At 72.9% G+C, this 15,010-nt stretch carries 11 protein-coding genes; 5 read left to right on the top strand and 6 right to left on the bottom strand.

Features of this window, described 5'->3' with window-relative positions:
- The first annotated feature begins 8 nt into the window (after nt 1–8).
- The gene (locus ABZT03_RS27310; RefSeq protein WP_356043836.1) at nt 9–872 is read left to right on the top strand and encodes an MBL fold metallo-hydrolase; all 864 of its coding nucleotides are present in this window, start codon (nt 9–11) and stop codon (nt 870–872) included.
- Between the two features lie 406 nt (nt 873–1,278).
- Here the strand turns inward: ABZT03_RS27310 and ABZT03_RS27315 are convergent, their stop codons facing one another.
- The gene (locus tag ABZT03_RS27315) at nt 1,279–2,847 is read right to left on the bottom strand and encodes a hypothetical protein (RefSeq protein ID WP_356043838.1); all 1,569 of its coding nucleotides are present in this window, start codon (nt 2,845–2,847) and stop codon (nt 1,279–1,281) included.
- Nucleotides 2,848–3,029: 182 nt separating this feature from the next.
- Nucleotides 3,030–4,358 (bottom strand): PP2C family protein-serine/threonine phosphatase, encoded by a 1,329-nt coding sequence (locus ABZT03_RS27320; protein WP_356043841.1) that lies wholly within the window; start codon nt 4,356–4,358, stop codon nt 3,030–3,032.
- Nucleotides 4,359–4,524: 166 nt separating this feature from the next.
- Between ABZT03_RS27320 and ABZT03_RS27325 the strand changes: the two genes are divergently transcribed.
- Entirely contained in the window at nt 4,525–5,337 is an 813-nt protein-coding gene (locus tag ABZT03_RS27325; RefSeq protein WP_356043843.1) for an SAM-dependent methyltransferase, read from the top strand.
- A gap of 185 nt (nt 5,338–5,522) precedes the next feature.
- On the opposite strand, the gene ABZT03_RS27330 is transcribed toward ABZT03_RS27325, so the two are convergent.
- On the bottom strand, nt 5,523–5,969 hold the full coding sequence (locus ABZT03_RS27330; protein ID WP_356043845.1) for an SRPBCC family protein: 447 nt from the start codon (nt 5,967–5,969) through the stop codon (nt 5,523–5,525).
- Nucleotides 5,970–6,227: 258 nt separating this feature from the next.
- Entirely contained in the window at nt 6,228–7,748 is a 1,521-nt protein-coding gene (locus ABZT03_RS27335) for an alpha/beta hydrolase (protein ID WP_356043847.1), read from the bottom strand.
- 127 nt (nt 7,749–7,875) lie between these two features.
- On the opposite strand from ABZT03_RS27335, the gene ABZT03_RS27340 reads away from it, so the two are divergent.
- Nucleotides 7,876–8,814 (top strand): MerR family transcriptional regulator, encoded by a 939-nt coding sequence (locus ABZT03_RS27340; protein WP_356043849.1) that lies wholly within the window; start codon nt 7,876–7,878, stop codon nt 8,812–8,814.
- Nucleotides 8,815–9,181: 367 nt separating this feature from the next.
- Nucleotides 9,182–10,363 carry a PP2C family protein-serine/threonine phosphatase gene (locus tag ABZT03_RS27345; protein ID WP_356043851.1) on the top strand — a complete coding sequence of 394 codons (1,182 nt, stop codon included), beginning with the start codon at nt 9,182–9,184 and terminating at the stop codon, nt 10,361–10,363.
- 146 nt (nt 10,364–10,509) lie between these two features.
- Here the strand turns inward: ABZT03_RS27345 and ABZT03_RS27350 are convergent, their stop codons facing one another.
- Together ABZT03_RS27350 and ABZT03_RS27355 are read right to left on the bottom strand one after the other, a co-directional pair.
- Nucleotides 10,510–11,784, bottom strand: a complete 1,275-nt coding sequence (locus ABZT03_RS27350) for an alginate lyase family protein (protein ID WP_356043853.1) — start codon at nt 11,782–11,784, stop codon at nt 10,510–10,512.
- Nucleotides 11,785–11,933: 149 nt separating this feature from the next.
- On the bottom strand, nt 11,934–13,634 hold the full coding sequence (locus tag ABZT03_RS27355) for a glycosyl hydrolase family 28-related protein (protein ID WP_356043856.1): 1,701 nt from the start codon (nt 13,632–13,634) through the stop codon (nt 11,934–11,936).
- Nucleotides 13,635–14,110: 476 nt separating this feature from the next.
- Between ABZT03_RS27355 and ABZT03_RS27360 the strand changes: the two genes are divergently transcribed.
- Nucleotides 14,111–15,010, top strand: a 900-nt coding sequence (locus ABZT03_RS27360) for a PAS domain-containing protein (protein ID WP_356043859.1), incomplete at its 3' end; no start/stop codon positions are given.

Raw genomic sequence — 15,010 nt, forward strand, 5'->3', positions numbered from 1 at the left:
CAGGAGCAATGGAACGCCAGATCGCCTTCGGGCGGTGCGAGAGCGAGGCGCGGGCTCTGGGCGTCGACTGGATCCACGGCTCGCCCTCGGCGAAGCACAACACGGATCCCGACATCCAGGTCCACGCCTACGACGAGCACACCTTCATCCTGCGGCAGAACAAGGCCGTGCACTACGAGGCACCGTTCCTCTTCCTGCTGTTCGGGAACGAGCGGGCGGTGCTCGTCGACACCGGCGCCACCGAGGAGGCGGAGCACTTCCCGCTGCGCCGGGTCGTGGACGGCCTGATCGACACCTGGCGTGCGGCCCACCCGCGTGAGCGCTACCGGTTGCTGGTGCTGCACACGCACGGCCACGCGGACCACGTCGCCGGCGACGGCCAGTTCGCCGACCGCCCCGACACCGAGGTCGTCGGGGCCGGCCTCGACGAGGCGTGGGCGTTCCTGGGTCTGGCGGCTGACCCCGATCGGACGGTACGGCTCGATCTGGGCGGTCGTGAGCTGGAGTGCCTGGCCACCCCGGGCCATCACGAGGCGGCCGTCACCTACTACGACCCGCACACCGGGATCCTTCTCACCGGCGACACCGTCTACCGCGGACGCCTGTACGTCGACCGGTGGGACGACTTCCGGCGCAGCATCCACCGCCTGGCGGACTTCGCCGGCAGCCGCGCCGTCACCCATGTCCTCGGCTGCCACATCGAGATGACCACCACACCCGGCCGGGACTACCCGGTACGCACCACCTACCAGCCCGACGAGCCGCCGCTGGAGATGACCGGGGAACACCTGCGCCTTCTGCGCGACGCGGTCGACGACATCGCGGGCCGGCCGGGCACGCACGTCTACGACGAGTTCATCATCAGCAACTGACCGTGAGGCGACCCGAAGAGATCTTAAGAGAGTATGACGAGGGGGCGGGATTCCCCCCCGCTCGGCCTCCGGTTGGGCCACCATGGTGCCTTCATCACGGATGAAGCAGTCGGCCGTGTCGAGCGTGACACGGTGGGCGTCCCCGCGGTTTGGGAAGCGGCACCGCGGGCGCGGCGCCCTGGAAGACCTCCAGGGCGCCGCATCCCTTTCGGGCCCGTCCGACATCCGCCCCCGTCCGCCGACGCGACAGCTCCGGATCACGGGCAAGGGACGCTGAGCGACCCCCCACGCCCGTCGCCCGGCGGCAGCAGGGACGCTCCGACCGGGCGACGGGCCCACCTGCCCGGGCGTGGTGCCGCGCCGAGGTCGGGCGCGGGCGGCGCTCGTCGCTCAGAACCCCGGCCGCTCAGAACCCCGATCCGAGGCGCTCGGTCGTGTAGGCGCACTCGGTGTAGATGTATCCGGGCGAGATCTTCGCCGTGTCCGAGGCGGGTGTGGAGAGGCTGTCGCTCTTCGGCTTGTGCAGGAAGTACGTGGTGCCGGCGGGCAGGCTGATCGTGCGCTGCGGGTAGTTCCTGCCGCTGTCGTTGCACGGTTTGAAGCCGCGCATGATGGTGCTGCTCCACGGGTAGGTCTTGCAGCCGCCGCAGCCCTTGAGGGTGAAGCTGCCGGTGACGGGACCCGTGTAGAGGACGGTGACCTCGTCGGGGCTGTCGTTCTGGACCGTGACCGAGATGCCGCCGCCGGTGCTCGTCGTGGGCAGGTGCTTGCCCGCGGCCGGTACCGTCTGGGCGATCTCCGCCGCGATCGCGATCTTCTTCGCCAGGGCCGCGTTGCCGGCGTTCTTGTGGGCCGAGGCGTACTCGGTCATGGTCGTCTGCGCCGTCTTGAAGTCGCCGTCCCGGTACTGGTCGACACCGCACGCGTACGTGCCCGCGTCGGCGCTGTCGGTCGCCCGCTGGGTGTCCTTGGCGAGGGCGGCGACGATGTCCGCCTTGTCGCCCGGCAGGCTCTCGATCTGCGAGCTGAGGCCGCGCAGCCGGTCGACCGCCGCGCAGGGTTCGTCGCCGCGCAGGTCCTTCTCCTCGCGGGCGACGGCCGAGCCCACGGCCGGTTCCACCTTCGCGGCCGGCCCCGACTCGGGGAAGGTGCTGAGCAGTTCACCGAACTGTGTCGTCCAGGTGGTCTCACCGCCGGTGAGTGCCTGCGCCCCACACGTGTACAGGGAGGTGGCCAGGCGGTCGTCGGGCCACGTTTTCAGGTCTCCGAGGTCCGTGCCGCGCAGCGCCGCCGGAACCGTGCGCAGGAAGGTCAGCGGCTGAATCGCCGCGCAGTTGTCGCCCTGCCCGTAGGCGGCGCCGACCGTCGAGTAGTAGGTCCTCATCCGGTCCGGCACCCGCTCGGCCGCGCGGGAGTCCGGGTGGTCGGCTACCAGGTCGCCGTACTCCGTCAGCGCCCTGCGGTAGTCGGTCTCGCCCGCGCTGAACGACTTACTTCCGGCCGCCGCCACCAGCCGGTCGGCGTGGTCGAGCCGGTCGAGCAGCATCCGCTGCACCGCCTCGTCCCGCGCACCGTCGTAGAGGACGGCACCTCCGGCCGGTACGAGGAGCAGGACCAGGCCCAGCACGAGGGCCAGGGGCGCCTGTCTCGGCCACATCAGGGGGGTGCGCAGGCCGACGCTCGCGCCGTGTGCGGCCACCGCGGCGAGGAACAGGCCGTACACGACGAGGGCGAACACGGAGACGCCGTTCGCGTCGGCCGGAAGCGCCGCCAGCAGCAGGGCGGCGGTGGCCACCCAGCACAGCGCCATGAGGAGCGGGCGGCGTACGAGGGCGTAGCCCAGGCCGAGGCCGCTCAGGTTGAGGACCGCGACCGCGACGGCGCGCGCTCCGTCGGCCGGGGCCGGCGGCGGCGCCGACGGCATGGGTGGGACGGTGAATCCCTCATGGTGCATGCCGAACTGGTCACTGGTCATGGCGGCCTCCCCCGATCAAATACGCCCGCACACCTGCGAGTTGACAGTGTACGGGCGAAATGGCAGTACAGACAGGGATATTGGCACCCGGTCGCCGGTCGCCGGTCGCCGGACTGCCGACGGCCGGCCGGCGGGCGCCCGTTGCCGCCCGGTCGCGGGTCGGAGCACCGGCCGGCGGGCGCTCAGTCCTTGAGGGGTGTCAACTCGGCCAGCAGGAGGGTGCGGTCGTCGGCGACACCGGTGGTATCGGCTGCGGCCGGGGTGAGCAGCCGCTGGGAGAGGATGCGCAGCCGGTCCTCGGTGCCGTCCGCGGGGTCGGTGCTGCCCGCGTCGAGGGCCTGCGCGAGCTGGGCGATGCCCTGGTCTATGTCCGCGTGGCGGGACTCGACGAGACCGTCGCTGTAGAGAAGGAGCAGCGTCGGCTCGGTCACGTCCAGCACGGTGGGCTCGTAGGTGCCCGTACCGATGCCGAGGGGCAGGCCGGCGCTGGTGAGGGTGACCGGGGCGCTGCGTCCGTCCGAGCCGCGGATCAGTGGGGGAGGGTGGCCCGCGCCGACGAGGGTGCACGTGCGTTCCTTCGGGTCCCACTCCGCGTACATGCAGGTGGCGAAGGAGGCCCCCGGCGTGTCACAGGCGAGGGCGTCGAGCCGGTGCACGAGTTCGGCCGGCGGGATGTCGAGCCCGGCCAGCGTCCGGACGGCCGTACGGAGCTGGATCATCGCCACGGCCGAGGCCGGACCGTGCCCCATGGCGTCCCCGACCACCAGGCTGACCTGACCGCCCGGCCGGCGCAGGACGTCGAACCAGTCACCGCCGACGATGTTGTCCTGACCGGCGGGAAGGTAGCCGTGGGCGATCTGGCAGCCCGGGAACGTCCGTGCCGTGTCGGGGAAGAGGGTGTTGCGGATGGCGTGCGCCATGCGCCGTTCGCGTTCGTAGCGGCGGGCGTTGTCCAGCGCCACACAGGCCCGCGCGGCCAGCGACTCCACCGCGACGGCCTCCCCGATCACGAAGGGCGCCTTGTCCGGGCCGCGGGTGCAGGCGATGAACCCGACAGCCGTGCCCCGCAGTTGGAGGGGCACGACGAGGAAGGCCGCGCTGTCCAGCAGGTCGTCTATGCGGGCGTCACCCGGCCCGGAGGCGCTCAGCCGCTCGGAGGTGTGGGAGTCCACCGCGTCGAGCAGTTGCGTCTGCCCGGTGGCGAGGGCGCGCGCGTACGGCGTCTCGCGGGGGAAGACGATGACCTGGCCGACCGGCAGCAGCGGTTCCCAGTCCTCCTGCGCGTCCGCGCCCACGCGCAGCGCCAGTCGGCGGGCCTCGATCTGCGGCGGGTCGGCGGTCGCGTAGGCGTTCTCCTCCAGGAGCCACCGCTCCAGCAGGTACACCGACGCCGCGTCGCAGAATCCGGGCGTCAGCGCGTGCACGACGTGCCTGCCGGTCAGGTGCAGGTCGAGTTCCGAGCCGATCACGTCGGCCGCGGGTGAGAAGGCGGGGCGGCGGCGTGCGGACACCGGGAGGGGCGCCTCATCGCCGGGGCTGGGCTGTTCGTACGGCAGGGTGGTGCCTTTCCGGGGTGGGGACCGGGTCCGGCCGCGGGTCGGAGGACGGCCTCGCCGCGCGTCTCGGGCAACTATATGATGTTGCGTCAAGGCGGTTCGGGAGCAGGGGAGTTGCGTGTTGCCTGACAATGAGGGTCTTCCGCCGGGCGCCGATCCGGACAAGGCGAGCGTTGCCCGGATGTACGACGCGATGCTGGGCGGACAGCACAATTTCGCCATAGACCGTGAGGCCGTGGCGGCGTTCACCGGCATCGATCCCCAGGTGCGTCCGCTGGCTCGGGCCAACCGCGCGTTCCTCGGGCGGGCCGTGCGCTTCCTCGTGGAGTCCGGGGTACGGCAGTTCATCGACCTCGGCTCGGGCATCCCCACCCAGGGCAACGTCCACGAGGTGGCGCAGGCGGCCAGTCCGGGAGCCCGCGTGGTCTACGTGGACAACGACCCGGTGGCCGTGGCGCACAGCGCCTCCCTGCTCGCCGACAACCCGGACGCGGACATCGTCGACGCCGACATCCGCCGGCCCGCCGACGTCCTGTCCTCGCCGCAGGTGCGCAAGCTCATCGACTTCGACCAGCCGGTCGCCGTACTGATGATCACGATCCTGCACTTCGTGGCGCCCGAGGAGGACCCGGCCGGCATCGTGGCCAGCTTCCGGGACGCGCTTCCCGAGGGCAGCTGGCTGGCGCTCACGCACGCGACGGACCAGGACCGGCCGGACACCGCCGCCGCCGTGGGTCAGCTGTACCGCTCCCGGGCCACGTCCCCGGTCACCGCCCGCTCGCACGACGAGATCCTCGGCCTCTTCGACGGCTTCGAGCTGGTCGAACCGGGCCTGGTGTACGTCCCGCTGTGGCGCCCGGGCCCCGACGACGTGGTCCCGGAGGACCCGTCGCAGTACTGGGTCTACGCGGGCGTGGGCCGCAAGAAGGGGTAGACGCGGGGGCTGACCGCGGTCAGGGGGTGAAAGCGGTCCGGCTGTACGGCGGGCCAGGGGCTGTCCGGCTCTTCAGCTCGGCGGGCCGGGGTCTGTCCCGGCTGTCCGGCCGCCTCCGCGCCTCGGGTGAGGCCGGCGCCGGCCTGGCCACCCCCGGAACAGGCCGGTACCGGTCGCGGTTCCGGTCAGGACGCCTCGACGGCCTTCTTGATCCGCTGCCCGAAGGCGTCCGCGTCCTTGCGGGCCGCCCCGAGGGCGAAGCTCACGAGCAGCTTGCCGATGCCGTGACCTTCGAGGATGTTGAAGATCCGCACCTTGGTCGTGCCCGCGCCGGTGGCTTCCAGGTCGTAGCCGCCGTCGTCGGCCGTCACGGAGTTCTTCGAGATCTCCGTCCAGCGGATGCGGTGCGGCGCCTCGAACTCGGTGATCTTGAACTTCCGGGCCGACTTCATGCCCGCGTCCTTGACCGTGCTGGTGAACACCGTGCCCACGGCGGTCGGACCCTCCGGGGTCTTGGAGATCTCCTGGACCCTGGGGCTGAACTTGGGGTCGTTCGTGCCGGCGGCGAGGAAGGCGAAGACCTCCTCGACGGGGCGGTTGATCTCGGTTCTCGCCTCGAACTGACCGGCCACGGTTCCTCCTGCTGTTGCGGGTCGACGGACTCCGGATGCGGGCACCTTGGGGGGGTGCGGGTGTGTCGGGGGTGCGGATACATGAGGGGCGCGGGTACGCGAAGGGGGTGCCGAGCACGTCCAGCCTATCGGCCGGGCCCCGCCCGCGCTCCCGCAGACGGGGGCCGTTCGGCGCACTCGACGCCGCCCCCGGGGCCGGGACTGTTCTGGCGGGGCGAGTACCTCCCCGTCGGCTGGAGCGCGGCGCCGGCCGCGACGTCAGCCGACGAGATGGGTCACCACCGCACGCATCGCCTGTCGCAGGGCCGAGCGGGTCTCCTCGGTGGGATCGAGGGTCTCGAAGCCGTGGCGGCCGTTCGGGACGTCCACCAGTTCCAGAGCTGCCCCGCAGTCCTGCGACGCGGTCACGAACGCCTCCACGGTGGCGGCGATCTCGGGTGTCTCCCGCCCCGCCCGGACGAGGACGACGGGCAGGCCACCCCCGTGCGCGACAGCTCGGACCGGGTGGAACCGGCCGTCGGACAGGCCCCAGGCGGGCAGCGGCGCGAGGACGGGGCAGGACGCGGCTAGGCAGCGCAGCCAGACCGGGCGCTCCCTCAGCCAGTCCGCCGTGAGCAGGCCCCCGCCGGAGAGGAACCACAGGGCGACCCGGTCGGCGTCCACCCGGGGATCGGCCCGCACCAGTTCCAGGGCGGCGGCGACGTCCGCGGCGGCGCGTGCGAAGTCTCCGACATCGTGCAGCCGGTGGTCGAGGGTCACGCCGACCATGCCCTCGGCGGCCGCCAGACGGGCGTACCCGACCAGGGTCGGCCAGTCGCGCGGTGTCGGCCGGGCTCCGGCGGGCACCGGTCCGCCGTGCACGAAGACCACGGCCGGTCTCGGGCCGTCGGCGTCGGGAAGGTACAGGTCGACATGTCCCCGGCGGTCGCGGGGCGACTCGGGCACCTCCAGGGCGAAAGGCCGCGGGTGGGCGGGTGTTGCGGCGGCGTCGACGGGGCGGAGGCGGCGCCCCTCACCCGCCGCGGCACGCACCAGGACGTCCGCCAGAGCGGAGGGGCAGGACAGCATCGGCCAGTGGCCGGAGGGCAGTTCGAGGAAGGTGACCCGCGGGTCGGCCAGGGTCGCCAGCACCGGGTCGCCGAGATCGGCGAGTTGTTGCACCACGTCGACGCTGACGCCGTTGCGCGTGCACAGCACCCCGGTGGTGGGCATCGCGGCAGCCGCTCCGGTCAGCCGCAGCGGCTGGAGCAGAGTACCCAGTGGCTGCGGCGCGGCCAGGGCGGTGAGCCGATCCAGTGCGGCGGCGGAGAGGTCGGCGGTACTGCCCCAGCGCTGCCACCCGTCACGGGAGGGCGGAGCCAACACGCCGTCGCACTCGTCGCGTCGGGCTCGGCCGGCGAGTTGTGCGCGCAGGACCTGGTCCGGTACGGCGGCCAGGGCCGGGACGCCGTTCCGCGGCATTCCGCAGTCCAGGTACACGACGCGGGTGACGTGGTGGGGCCGACGGTCGGCGGCCCCGAGTGCCGGATGGATGCCGTGGTCGTGCCCGACGAGCACGATCTCCCGGCCGGACGCCGTGCCCACCGCGTCGATCACCGCGATCACGTCCTCGATGTGCGTCTCCAGGCTTACGTGGGCGGACGCGGCGGGACGGCTCGCGTCCACTCCGGTGAGCGGGACCGCGTGCGCCTCACTGCCCGCGGCGGCCAGCAGCGCGGCTGTCTCCCGCCACACCTCGGCGCCGGTGAACGCGCCCGCCACCATGATGAACACGGTCATGACTGTCTCCCTGGGTACGGCACATGACGCCACGCCGATCGTGGACGTCCGGGCTCACGGACCCGGACCTGGGACCGGGCCGCGTGCGCGGATACCGTAGGAACTCCCCCAGAGGGAGGTTCAACCGTTGTCACACGAAGTCGCCTGGAGCATCGGTGAGTTGGCCGAGCGTGCGGGTGCCACCGTGAAGACCGTCCGGTTCTACTCCGACCGCGGTCTGCTGCCCGAGACCTCCCGCAGCAGCGGCGGGCATCGCCGCTACGGCCCAGAGGCGCTGGAGCGGCTGCGGCTGATCCGCTCCCTGCGGATCCTCGGCCTGCCGCTGCCCGAGGTGCGCCGGGTCCTTGAGGACGAGGGGGCGGCGGGCCGGGTGCTGGAGGACGCCGTCTCGGTCCGCCTACGCGAGCTGGGCGGTGAACTGAAGGCGCTGCGCTGGCGGGAGGCGGCGCTGCGGCTGGTGCGGGAGTGCCCGCCCGCGGAGCGGGCGGACCGGCTGCGACTGGTCGGCGCGGTGAACGTCCCGCCGAGCACGGCGCCGCTGGCCCGCTTCTGGCGTGCCTGGCTGCCGCCTCGGATGCCGGCCCGGGCGACGTCGGCCTTCCTGGAGGTGGCCGTCCCGCAACCGCCCGACGAGCCGGCGCCGGCGCAGGTGCTGGCCTTCGCCCGGCTGCACGCGATGACGACGGCGCCCTGCCCGGGCGGCCGCCGGCCTCAGCCGGAGGTGCACCGGGTGGCCGGGGCCGGCGGGGCGACCGTGCTCTACGCGGGGCTCGCCGAGGCGTACGAGCTGGTGGGACCACTGTTGCGGCGGGCACGGGATCCCTACCCGGGTGAGGCGTTGGACGCCTTCGTGGCGGCATACGCGCGGGCGTACGGCAGCCGCGACACCCGGGGCTTCCGTCGCCCGCTGGCCGCGCGGCTCGCGGCCGAGCCTCGTCTGAACCGGTACTGGGAGCTGACAGCCGTGGTGCGTACGCCGGAGGGCGGCAGGCCCGAGCCGACCGCGGGCTCCGCGGACGACTGGCTGCGCACGGCACTGGAGCGGGACAACGCCACTGCGGCGTAGACCACGGGCGGCCGGCGGCAGCGCGGCGCGCGTCGAGGCCGCGCCCGCGAGCGGGGGCGGGCGGCGCCCCGCCCGCCGGCGTGAACCTCGTCTCAGTGTGGGCGCCGGACGGCCTGATCGCGAGCTGCCTGAACGCGGCCGGAATGTGCTCGTTCCGGATCTGATCCGACCGCGAACCCCTGACGCGCAGGGGCGAAGCAGCGGCCTTTCCAGGCATGGTGCGCGGTCGCACCGTGCCGTGGTGCGCCCCCTCCTGACGCGCCGGAGCCGCCCCGCGCGCACCCCGTTCCGGCCGGACACGTCGAATCCGCCGGGTGATGTCAAGGAATCACGGGGAAGAAGTGGCGACAACGGAGAGGAGGTTGCCGTGGAGGGTGGAGATCTGGAACTGGGTGAGCTTCTGGCCGCCGCGGAGGCGGCCCCGCCCGGAGAGTCCGTCGACGTGGTCGCACGCGACCTGCGCAAGCGGTTCGGCGCGGAGCGCGTGTCGTTCCTGTTCGTCGACCTCATCGGCGAGCGGTTGGTACGGCTGACCGCCGCGGTCGAGGGAGACACGGACACGAGCGCGCAGACGATCGGTCTGCGGGGCAGTGTCTACGACATGGTTCTGCGCAGCCAGCGCCAGCACGTCGATCCGGACGGGCAGGGCGGGCGGCGCGTCATCACACCGGTCACCAACCGGGGCGACTGCCTCGGTGTCCTGGAGATGACCCTGCGGGACGCCGACGACACGGTGCTTCGGCAGGTGGCCGAGGCGGCGCACGCGCTGGCCTACATCATCGTCACCGACCGCCGCTTCACCGACCTGTACCACCTGGGACGGCGCACCACGAAGACGAGCCTGGCCGCCGAGATCCAGCACCAGTTGCTGCCCTCGGCCTCCTGCTTCGAGGCACCGCAGTTCAGCCTCGCCGCGGGACTGGTTCCGGCCGACGACATCGGCGGTGACACGTACGACTACACGCTCGACCGCGGCATGCTGCATCTGTCCATCACCGACGCCATGGGACATGACACCAACTCCGCTCTGCTGGCGACGCTGCTGGTCGGTGCCCTGCGCCGGGCCCGCCGCAGCGGCTGCGACGCCCTCGCCCAGGCGCACAGCGCCCATGAGGCCCTGCTGACCCACAGCCACGGCCTGGCCACGGGACAGCTGATGTGTGTCGCGCTCGACACCGGCGTCTGCGAGCTGGTCAACGCGGGGCATCCGTGGCCCCTGCGGCTGCGCGACGGCGTCGTGGAAGAGGTCAAGCTCGGTGTCAACCTGCCGTTCGGTGTGGCGGGGCCCACCTCCTTCCGCGTGCAGGAGCTGCGGCTGCTGCCCGGGGATCGCATGATCTTCCTCACGGACGGTATGCAGGAGCGCGGTGCCGGAGCGGTCGACCTGGCCGCCCTCGTCCGTGACACTCGCGCAGAGCATCCGAGGGAAGCGGTCCGCTCGCTGGCCACCGCGGTCCTGGAGGCATGCCACGGCACCCTCAAGGACGACGCCACCGTCCTGGTGCTGGACTGGCACGGGCCCCGGGAAACCGATCCCTCCGGCACCTGATCGCCGGGTCTTCGCCCGGGACGCCCCACCGCACCCGCGGCACCCCCGCCGCGTCCGACGCCATCGGGACACGCCGTCGGCTCCCGCCCGTCCCCGGCGGGCCGGCCCGTGGGGGGTGGCCGGGCCCGCCGGGTGGGGCGTGGGGGTCAGCCCGCGATGGAGTCCAGTTGTTCCGCCGCCGGGCGCAGGGCCCACAGGTCGCCGCCCGGGGGCTCCTCCAGCAGGGGCACGGCCCTGCGGGCCCGGGTGTCTCCCGCGTCGGCGGCCGCGTGGACGACGTCGGAGGCGGCGTAGCGGTGGAACTCCAGTTCCGGATGCGGCCAGGCGGCGGCGCCGGTCGCGGCGGGCAGCAGGTAGTCCACCGCCGAGAACAGGCTCTGGCCGTCCGGGCCGTGGTACTTCCACAGGTTCACGCCGACATGCCGGCCGACGGCGGCGAGTCGGGTGTAGGCGACCAGGTCGAACGTCGAGTAGTGCCAGCTGCGCGTGCGGGCCAGCTCCTGGGGCTGGCTGCCGTCCGCGGCGATCTGCGGGGCGATGCGTTTGCCGCGGGCGTCGAGGACCGTCCGGCGGGCCAGGTCCTCGTCGCCCGTCGCGTAGGCGAGGGCGGCGAGCTGCATGTCGTAGAACGTGCCGTGGTTGTTGGCGGCGGCGCCCTCCTGCCGGCCGAAGTCGCTGGCGCGGAGCCAGCCGAGGAAGTCGGAGTTCCACTTCGCCATGCCGGAGCGGTCCGCCCTGGTCCAGCCGGCGGCGCCGGTGTTCAGGACGGCGAGTGCGTCCAGGACGCTGGTGTACGACTGGGAGAAGTCGATGATGCCGATGGCGCGGCCGTCGTACTTGCAGGGGATGAACTGCGCGTGGTCGAGGTTCGGGTTCATCCGCGTGGCCGGGGCGAGGAACCAGGTGCGCAGGATCTGCCCGGCCTTGACGGCGTACCGCTTCTCGCCGGTGTAGTACCAGGCCAGGGAGAGGTCGTAGGCGGAGTCGAAGACCTTCTCGACGTCCTGCCGGTCGGTGCCGGTGTCGACCTCCGGGTTGCGCTGGCCGTCGCGCTGCACGTACGGGCAGCCCCAGGGGTTGTCGGCGGTCGGCGGCTGGGAGGGCCACCAGTACGGGGCCTGGCTGAGGTACTCGTGGACGTCGCCGCCGGGTGCGGGCTTCGGCTTGTCCACGACGGTCCACGGGCCCTGGTCCAGCCAGGCGTCCGCGCGGTCCGTCAACGCCCGGGCGGCCCTGCGTAGTTGGCGGTCTCCGTGATCCAGGCGGATCTTCGCCTGTTGCAGGAGGGTCCCGTCGAGGACGGCGGTGTGCGGGACCTTCGGCGCGGAGTGCGCCGCCTGCGCCGAGGCGGCGGGCACGGCTCCCGCGGTGAGGGCGATCAGCGCCGCCAGCAGGACGCCGAGGCGGGGACGAGCACTCATCGGTCAACTCCGATCAGGTAGGTGCTGGGCGCGGCCGGCCGGGCAGCGCCGCGGGCGCGCTCGACCGGCCCGCACGTTCACCGGGGAGAGGGGGAGGTGGTCAGGGCAGGCAGGCATGTGGGGCAGGCCGGGGGCCGGTCGTCGGCGGGCTAGCGCCGCAGTGCGCGCTGGGCCTCGTGCAGGTTGCGCGGTCGTACGGTGTCGGGGCTGCCGTACAGCTCCAGGCGTGTGTGCAGGTCGCCCGTGAAGTCGGGGACGTCGATCTGGTCGAACTCCGTGACCTCGCTGACGCCGACGGTCGCGGAGTACGGCGCCAGGCCGTCGATCCTCATCAGGCCCGCCCGGCCGTTGGTCACGCGGATGTTCCAGTGCGTGAAGCGGGCGCCGAACAGGGGACCCGCGCTGGCGTCGCCGCCGTGGCGGCCGTTGTTGTTCACGGTGATGTCGGTGCGGACGTCGGCGAAGGGCAGACCGCGGTGACTGTCGAAGGTGCCCATCCGCATGTCGCCCCGCGACCAGACGTTGTAGGAGGACAGCCCCTCGACGTTGATGCCGTGCAGCTGGGTGTTGGCCGGGGCGGGGGTGGTGCGCTCCTCGATCGTGAAGTCCTCGATGAGGTTGTCGTGGGAGCCCTCGCGGCAGAAGTAGGGGTGGTGGGAGCCGCGTCCGGCGACGCGGGTCCCGCGCAGGGTGCAGGCGGACGCGGCCACCAGGCCGAAGCCGTTGTCGACGTGGCGGACGGTGACGTCGTCCACCCAGCAGTCGTACGCGCACTGCAGGACGACCCCGTTGTAGCCCTTGTCGAGCAGGTGCTGCTGCTGCGGGGTCTCGACGGCTTCCAGGGTCAGGCCCTCGACGCCCGAGCCCGTCAGCTCCGGCACATGGGTGGTGAACTGCGGGTCCCACTCCGGGCGTACGTCGAGGGGCAGGGGGCGCTCCAGAGTGACCGTCCGGCCGTGGACCCGGGTGACGCGCACCGGCCATTCGTAGGGGACGTAGGAGGTCAGCTTCGTCTTGTCGTCCCAGTAGTACGCCTCGGGGCCCGGCCCGCCGCCCGCCATGTGCTCCAGCAGGGTGTGACCGGCGTCGTCGGCGAGCCGCAGGAGGACGAGGGTGCCGGGGCGCAGTGCGTCGGGCCGTTCGACCGTCACCGTGCGGGAGCCCTGGCGGGCGGGGTCCACGGCGGTCAGCGGCCGCCACTCGTCGCGCCGGTTGCCGGTCCAGCCCTCGAACGGCCACGCCTTGGCCCGGATCGCGGCGACCAGGGAGTTCCAACGGGCCTCGGGAGCCAGCCAGATGAGGCCGCCCGCCCAGGACCAGGACGACTTGTCACCGCCGTAGCGAGAGCCGTAGACGCCGATCAGCTCGGTGAGGCTGCGCGTCGCGTAGAGCCGGGTGCGGCCACTGCCGGCGCCGCGCACGACGACATGGGAATGACCGACGCGGATGACGTCGTCGATGCGGAAGGTCCCGGGCGGGATGGTGACCGTGCCACCGCCGGCCCGTCCGGCAGCGGCGATGGCACGGTTGATCGCGGGGGCGGAGTCGGTGGTGCCGTCCGCCGAGGCGCCGAAGGCGCGGACGTCGAAGACGCGGGGGCGGTGGGGGAAGCACGCCGCTCCGCCTCGGTAGCCCGCCCGACCGATGTAGGGGATCTGCGGGTGGGTGTAGGGCGTGCGGGTGAACTCCCGCCACAAAAGCGGGACTTCGCCGTGTGCGGTCGGTGCGGCGGCTGCGGTGCCGGTGCCCGCCGCGACGCCGGCCGCGACGGCCACGGCACTGCCCAGCAGCGTTCGTCTCGTGACGCCGGTGTGCCTGTCTCCGCTCTCGTTGCCGTGTGGCTCGCTCAAGACCGTCCGCCCTCCGCTGATTCATGTACATGAACAACGTCTATGAATCTGTCGGCCGTGAGCATGCCACGACTTACCCCGGGCGGAAAGAGGTGTGCACCGCGGAACTTGACGGCGAACTCCGGGACGCCGAATCCTTGACGGCCCGACGCTCCTGCCAGCATCGTTGTCCGTCGGCCGGTGGCACCAAGTCGGCTTCGCCGCCGCCGACGGCGGCTCGGCCGACGCCACTCTCGGCACGGACCGTCGAGAGATCGGTCCCGCAATCGTTCAGGGTGATGATCACGAGCCCGGCCGCACGGAAGAGCCGGGCGGCGGACCGGGGCGTCGGCACCCACCACGCCTCCGCCCCCGACGTCCGCCCCCGGCCACCGCCCCGCACCGCGGTCCCGGTGCGACGCGCGTGACGGGTGCGTCCGTCGGCGGAGCGGGTAACCGGACTGGTGAGCGGCGCCCGCCGTGGCGACGGAGGAGGCATGTGGTCCGACGAAGTGCAGGAAGGTGACGGGTCCCTCGACGCGGCGCTGGCCGACACCGTGCGCCGTACCGGTGCCTCCATCGGAGGGCTCTACCTGATCGAGCGGGCGGAGCCGATGCTGCGCCTGGTGTCGCTGTGCGGGCTGCCGGATGAGTTCGCGGCGCCCTGGCACCGGGTGCCGCTGTCGGCCCCGGTGCCGGTCACCGACGCCATCCGGGAAGACGGGATCGTCTGGGTGGGGGGGCAGGAGGAGATGGCCCGCCGCTATCCGCGCGCCGCGGCCGTCCTGCCGTACCGCTTCGCACTCGCCGCGGTCCCGGTGACCGGCGCCCACCGCTGCTGGGGCGGCATCGTCCTGATGTGGCCCGCCGACCACCCGCCCGAGACCACGGCACGCGAGCGCGGGCACATCACCTCCAGCGCCCGCCTCCTGGGCCGTCTCCTGGAGGACGCGCCCGGGCTCGCCACGCTGCCGGGACGACCCCGGATCGTCCCCGCCGACGTCGCGCGCCACCCCGGGCAGACCGGCCTGGCCGCCGTCGACTATCTGGAACGCCTGCCCGAGGGCGCCGTCTCCCTCGACTTCGAGGGCCGGATCACGTTCGTCAGCGCGACAGCGACCCGGCTCCTGGGACGCAGCGCCGAACGGCTGCTCGGCACCCGGCCGTGGCAGTCCCTGCCGTGGCTCGACTCCCCGGTCTACGAGGACCACTACCGCACGGCCGTCATCAGCCGCGCACCCGTCTCGTTCTCGGCCCGGCGTACGCCCGGCCAGTGCCTGGACTTCCAGCTCCACCCCGACGCCAGCGGCATCAGCGTGCGCGTCACCCGCTGCGCCGACGAGCCCTCCGGCGACCAGCCGGCCCACACGCCGCACACCGCCGCGCCGCACACCGCC

The organism is Streptomyces sp. NPDC005574 (assembly GCF_040605435.1).
Lineage (GTDB): Bacteria > Actinomycetota > Actinomycetes > Streptomycetales > Streptomycetaceae > Streptomyces.

What these genes read in the sequence shown, in the direction of transcription:
- ABZT03_RS27335 (WP_356043847.1), bottom strand. Translation starts at nt 7,748, where the DNA reads ATGACCGTGTTCATCATGGTGGCGGGCGCGTTCACCGGCGCCGAGGTG.
- ABZT03_RS27315 (WP_356043838.1), bottom strand. Translation starts at nt 2,847, where the DNA reads ATGACCAGTGACCAGTTCGGCATGCACCATGAGGGATTCACCGTCCCA.
- ABZT03_RS27310 (WP_356043836.1), top strand. Translation starts at nt 9, where the DNA reads ATGGAACGCCAGATCGCCTTCGGGCGGTGCGAGAGCGAGGCGCGGGCT.
- ABZT03_RS27350 (WP_356043853.1), bottom strand. Translation starts at nt 11,784, where the DNA reads ATGAGTGCTCGTCCCCGCCTCGGCGTCCTGCTGGCGGCGCTGATCGCC.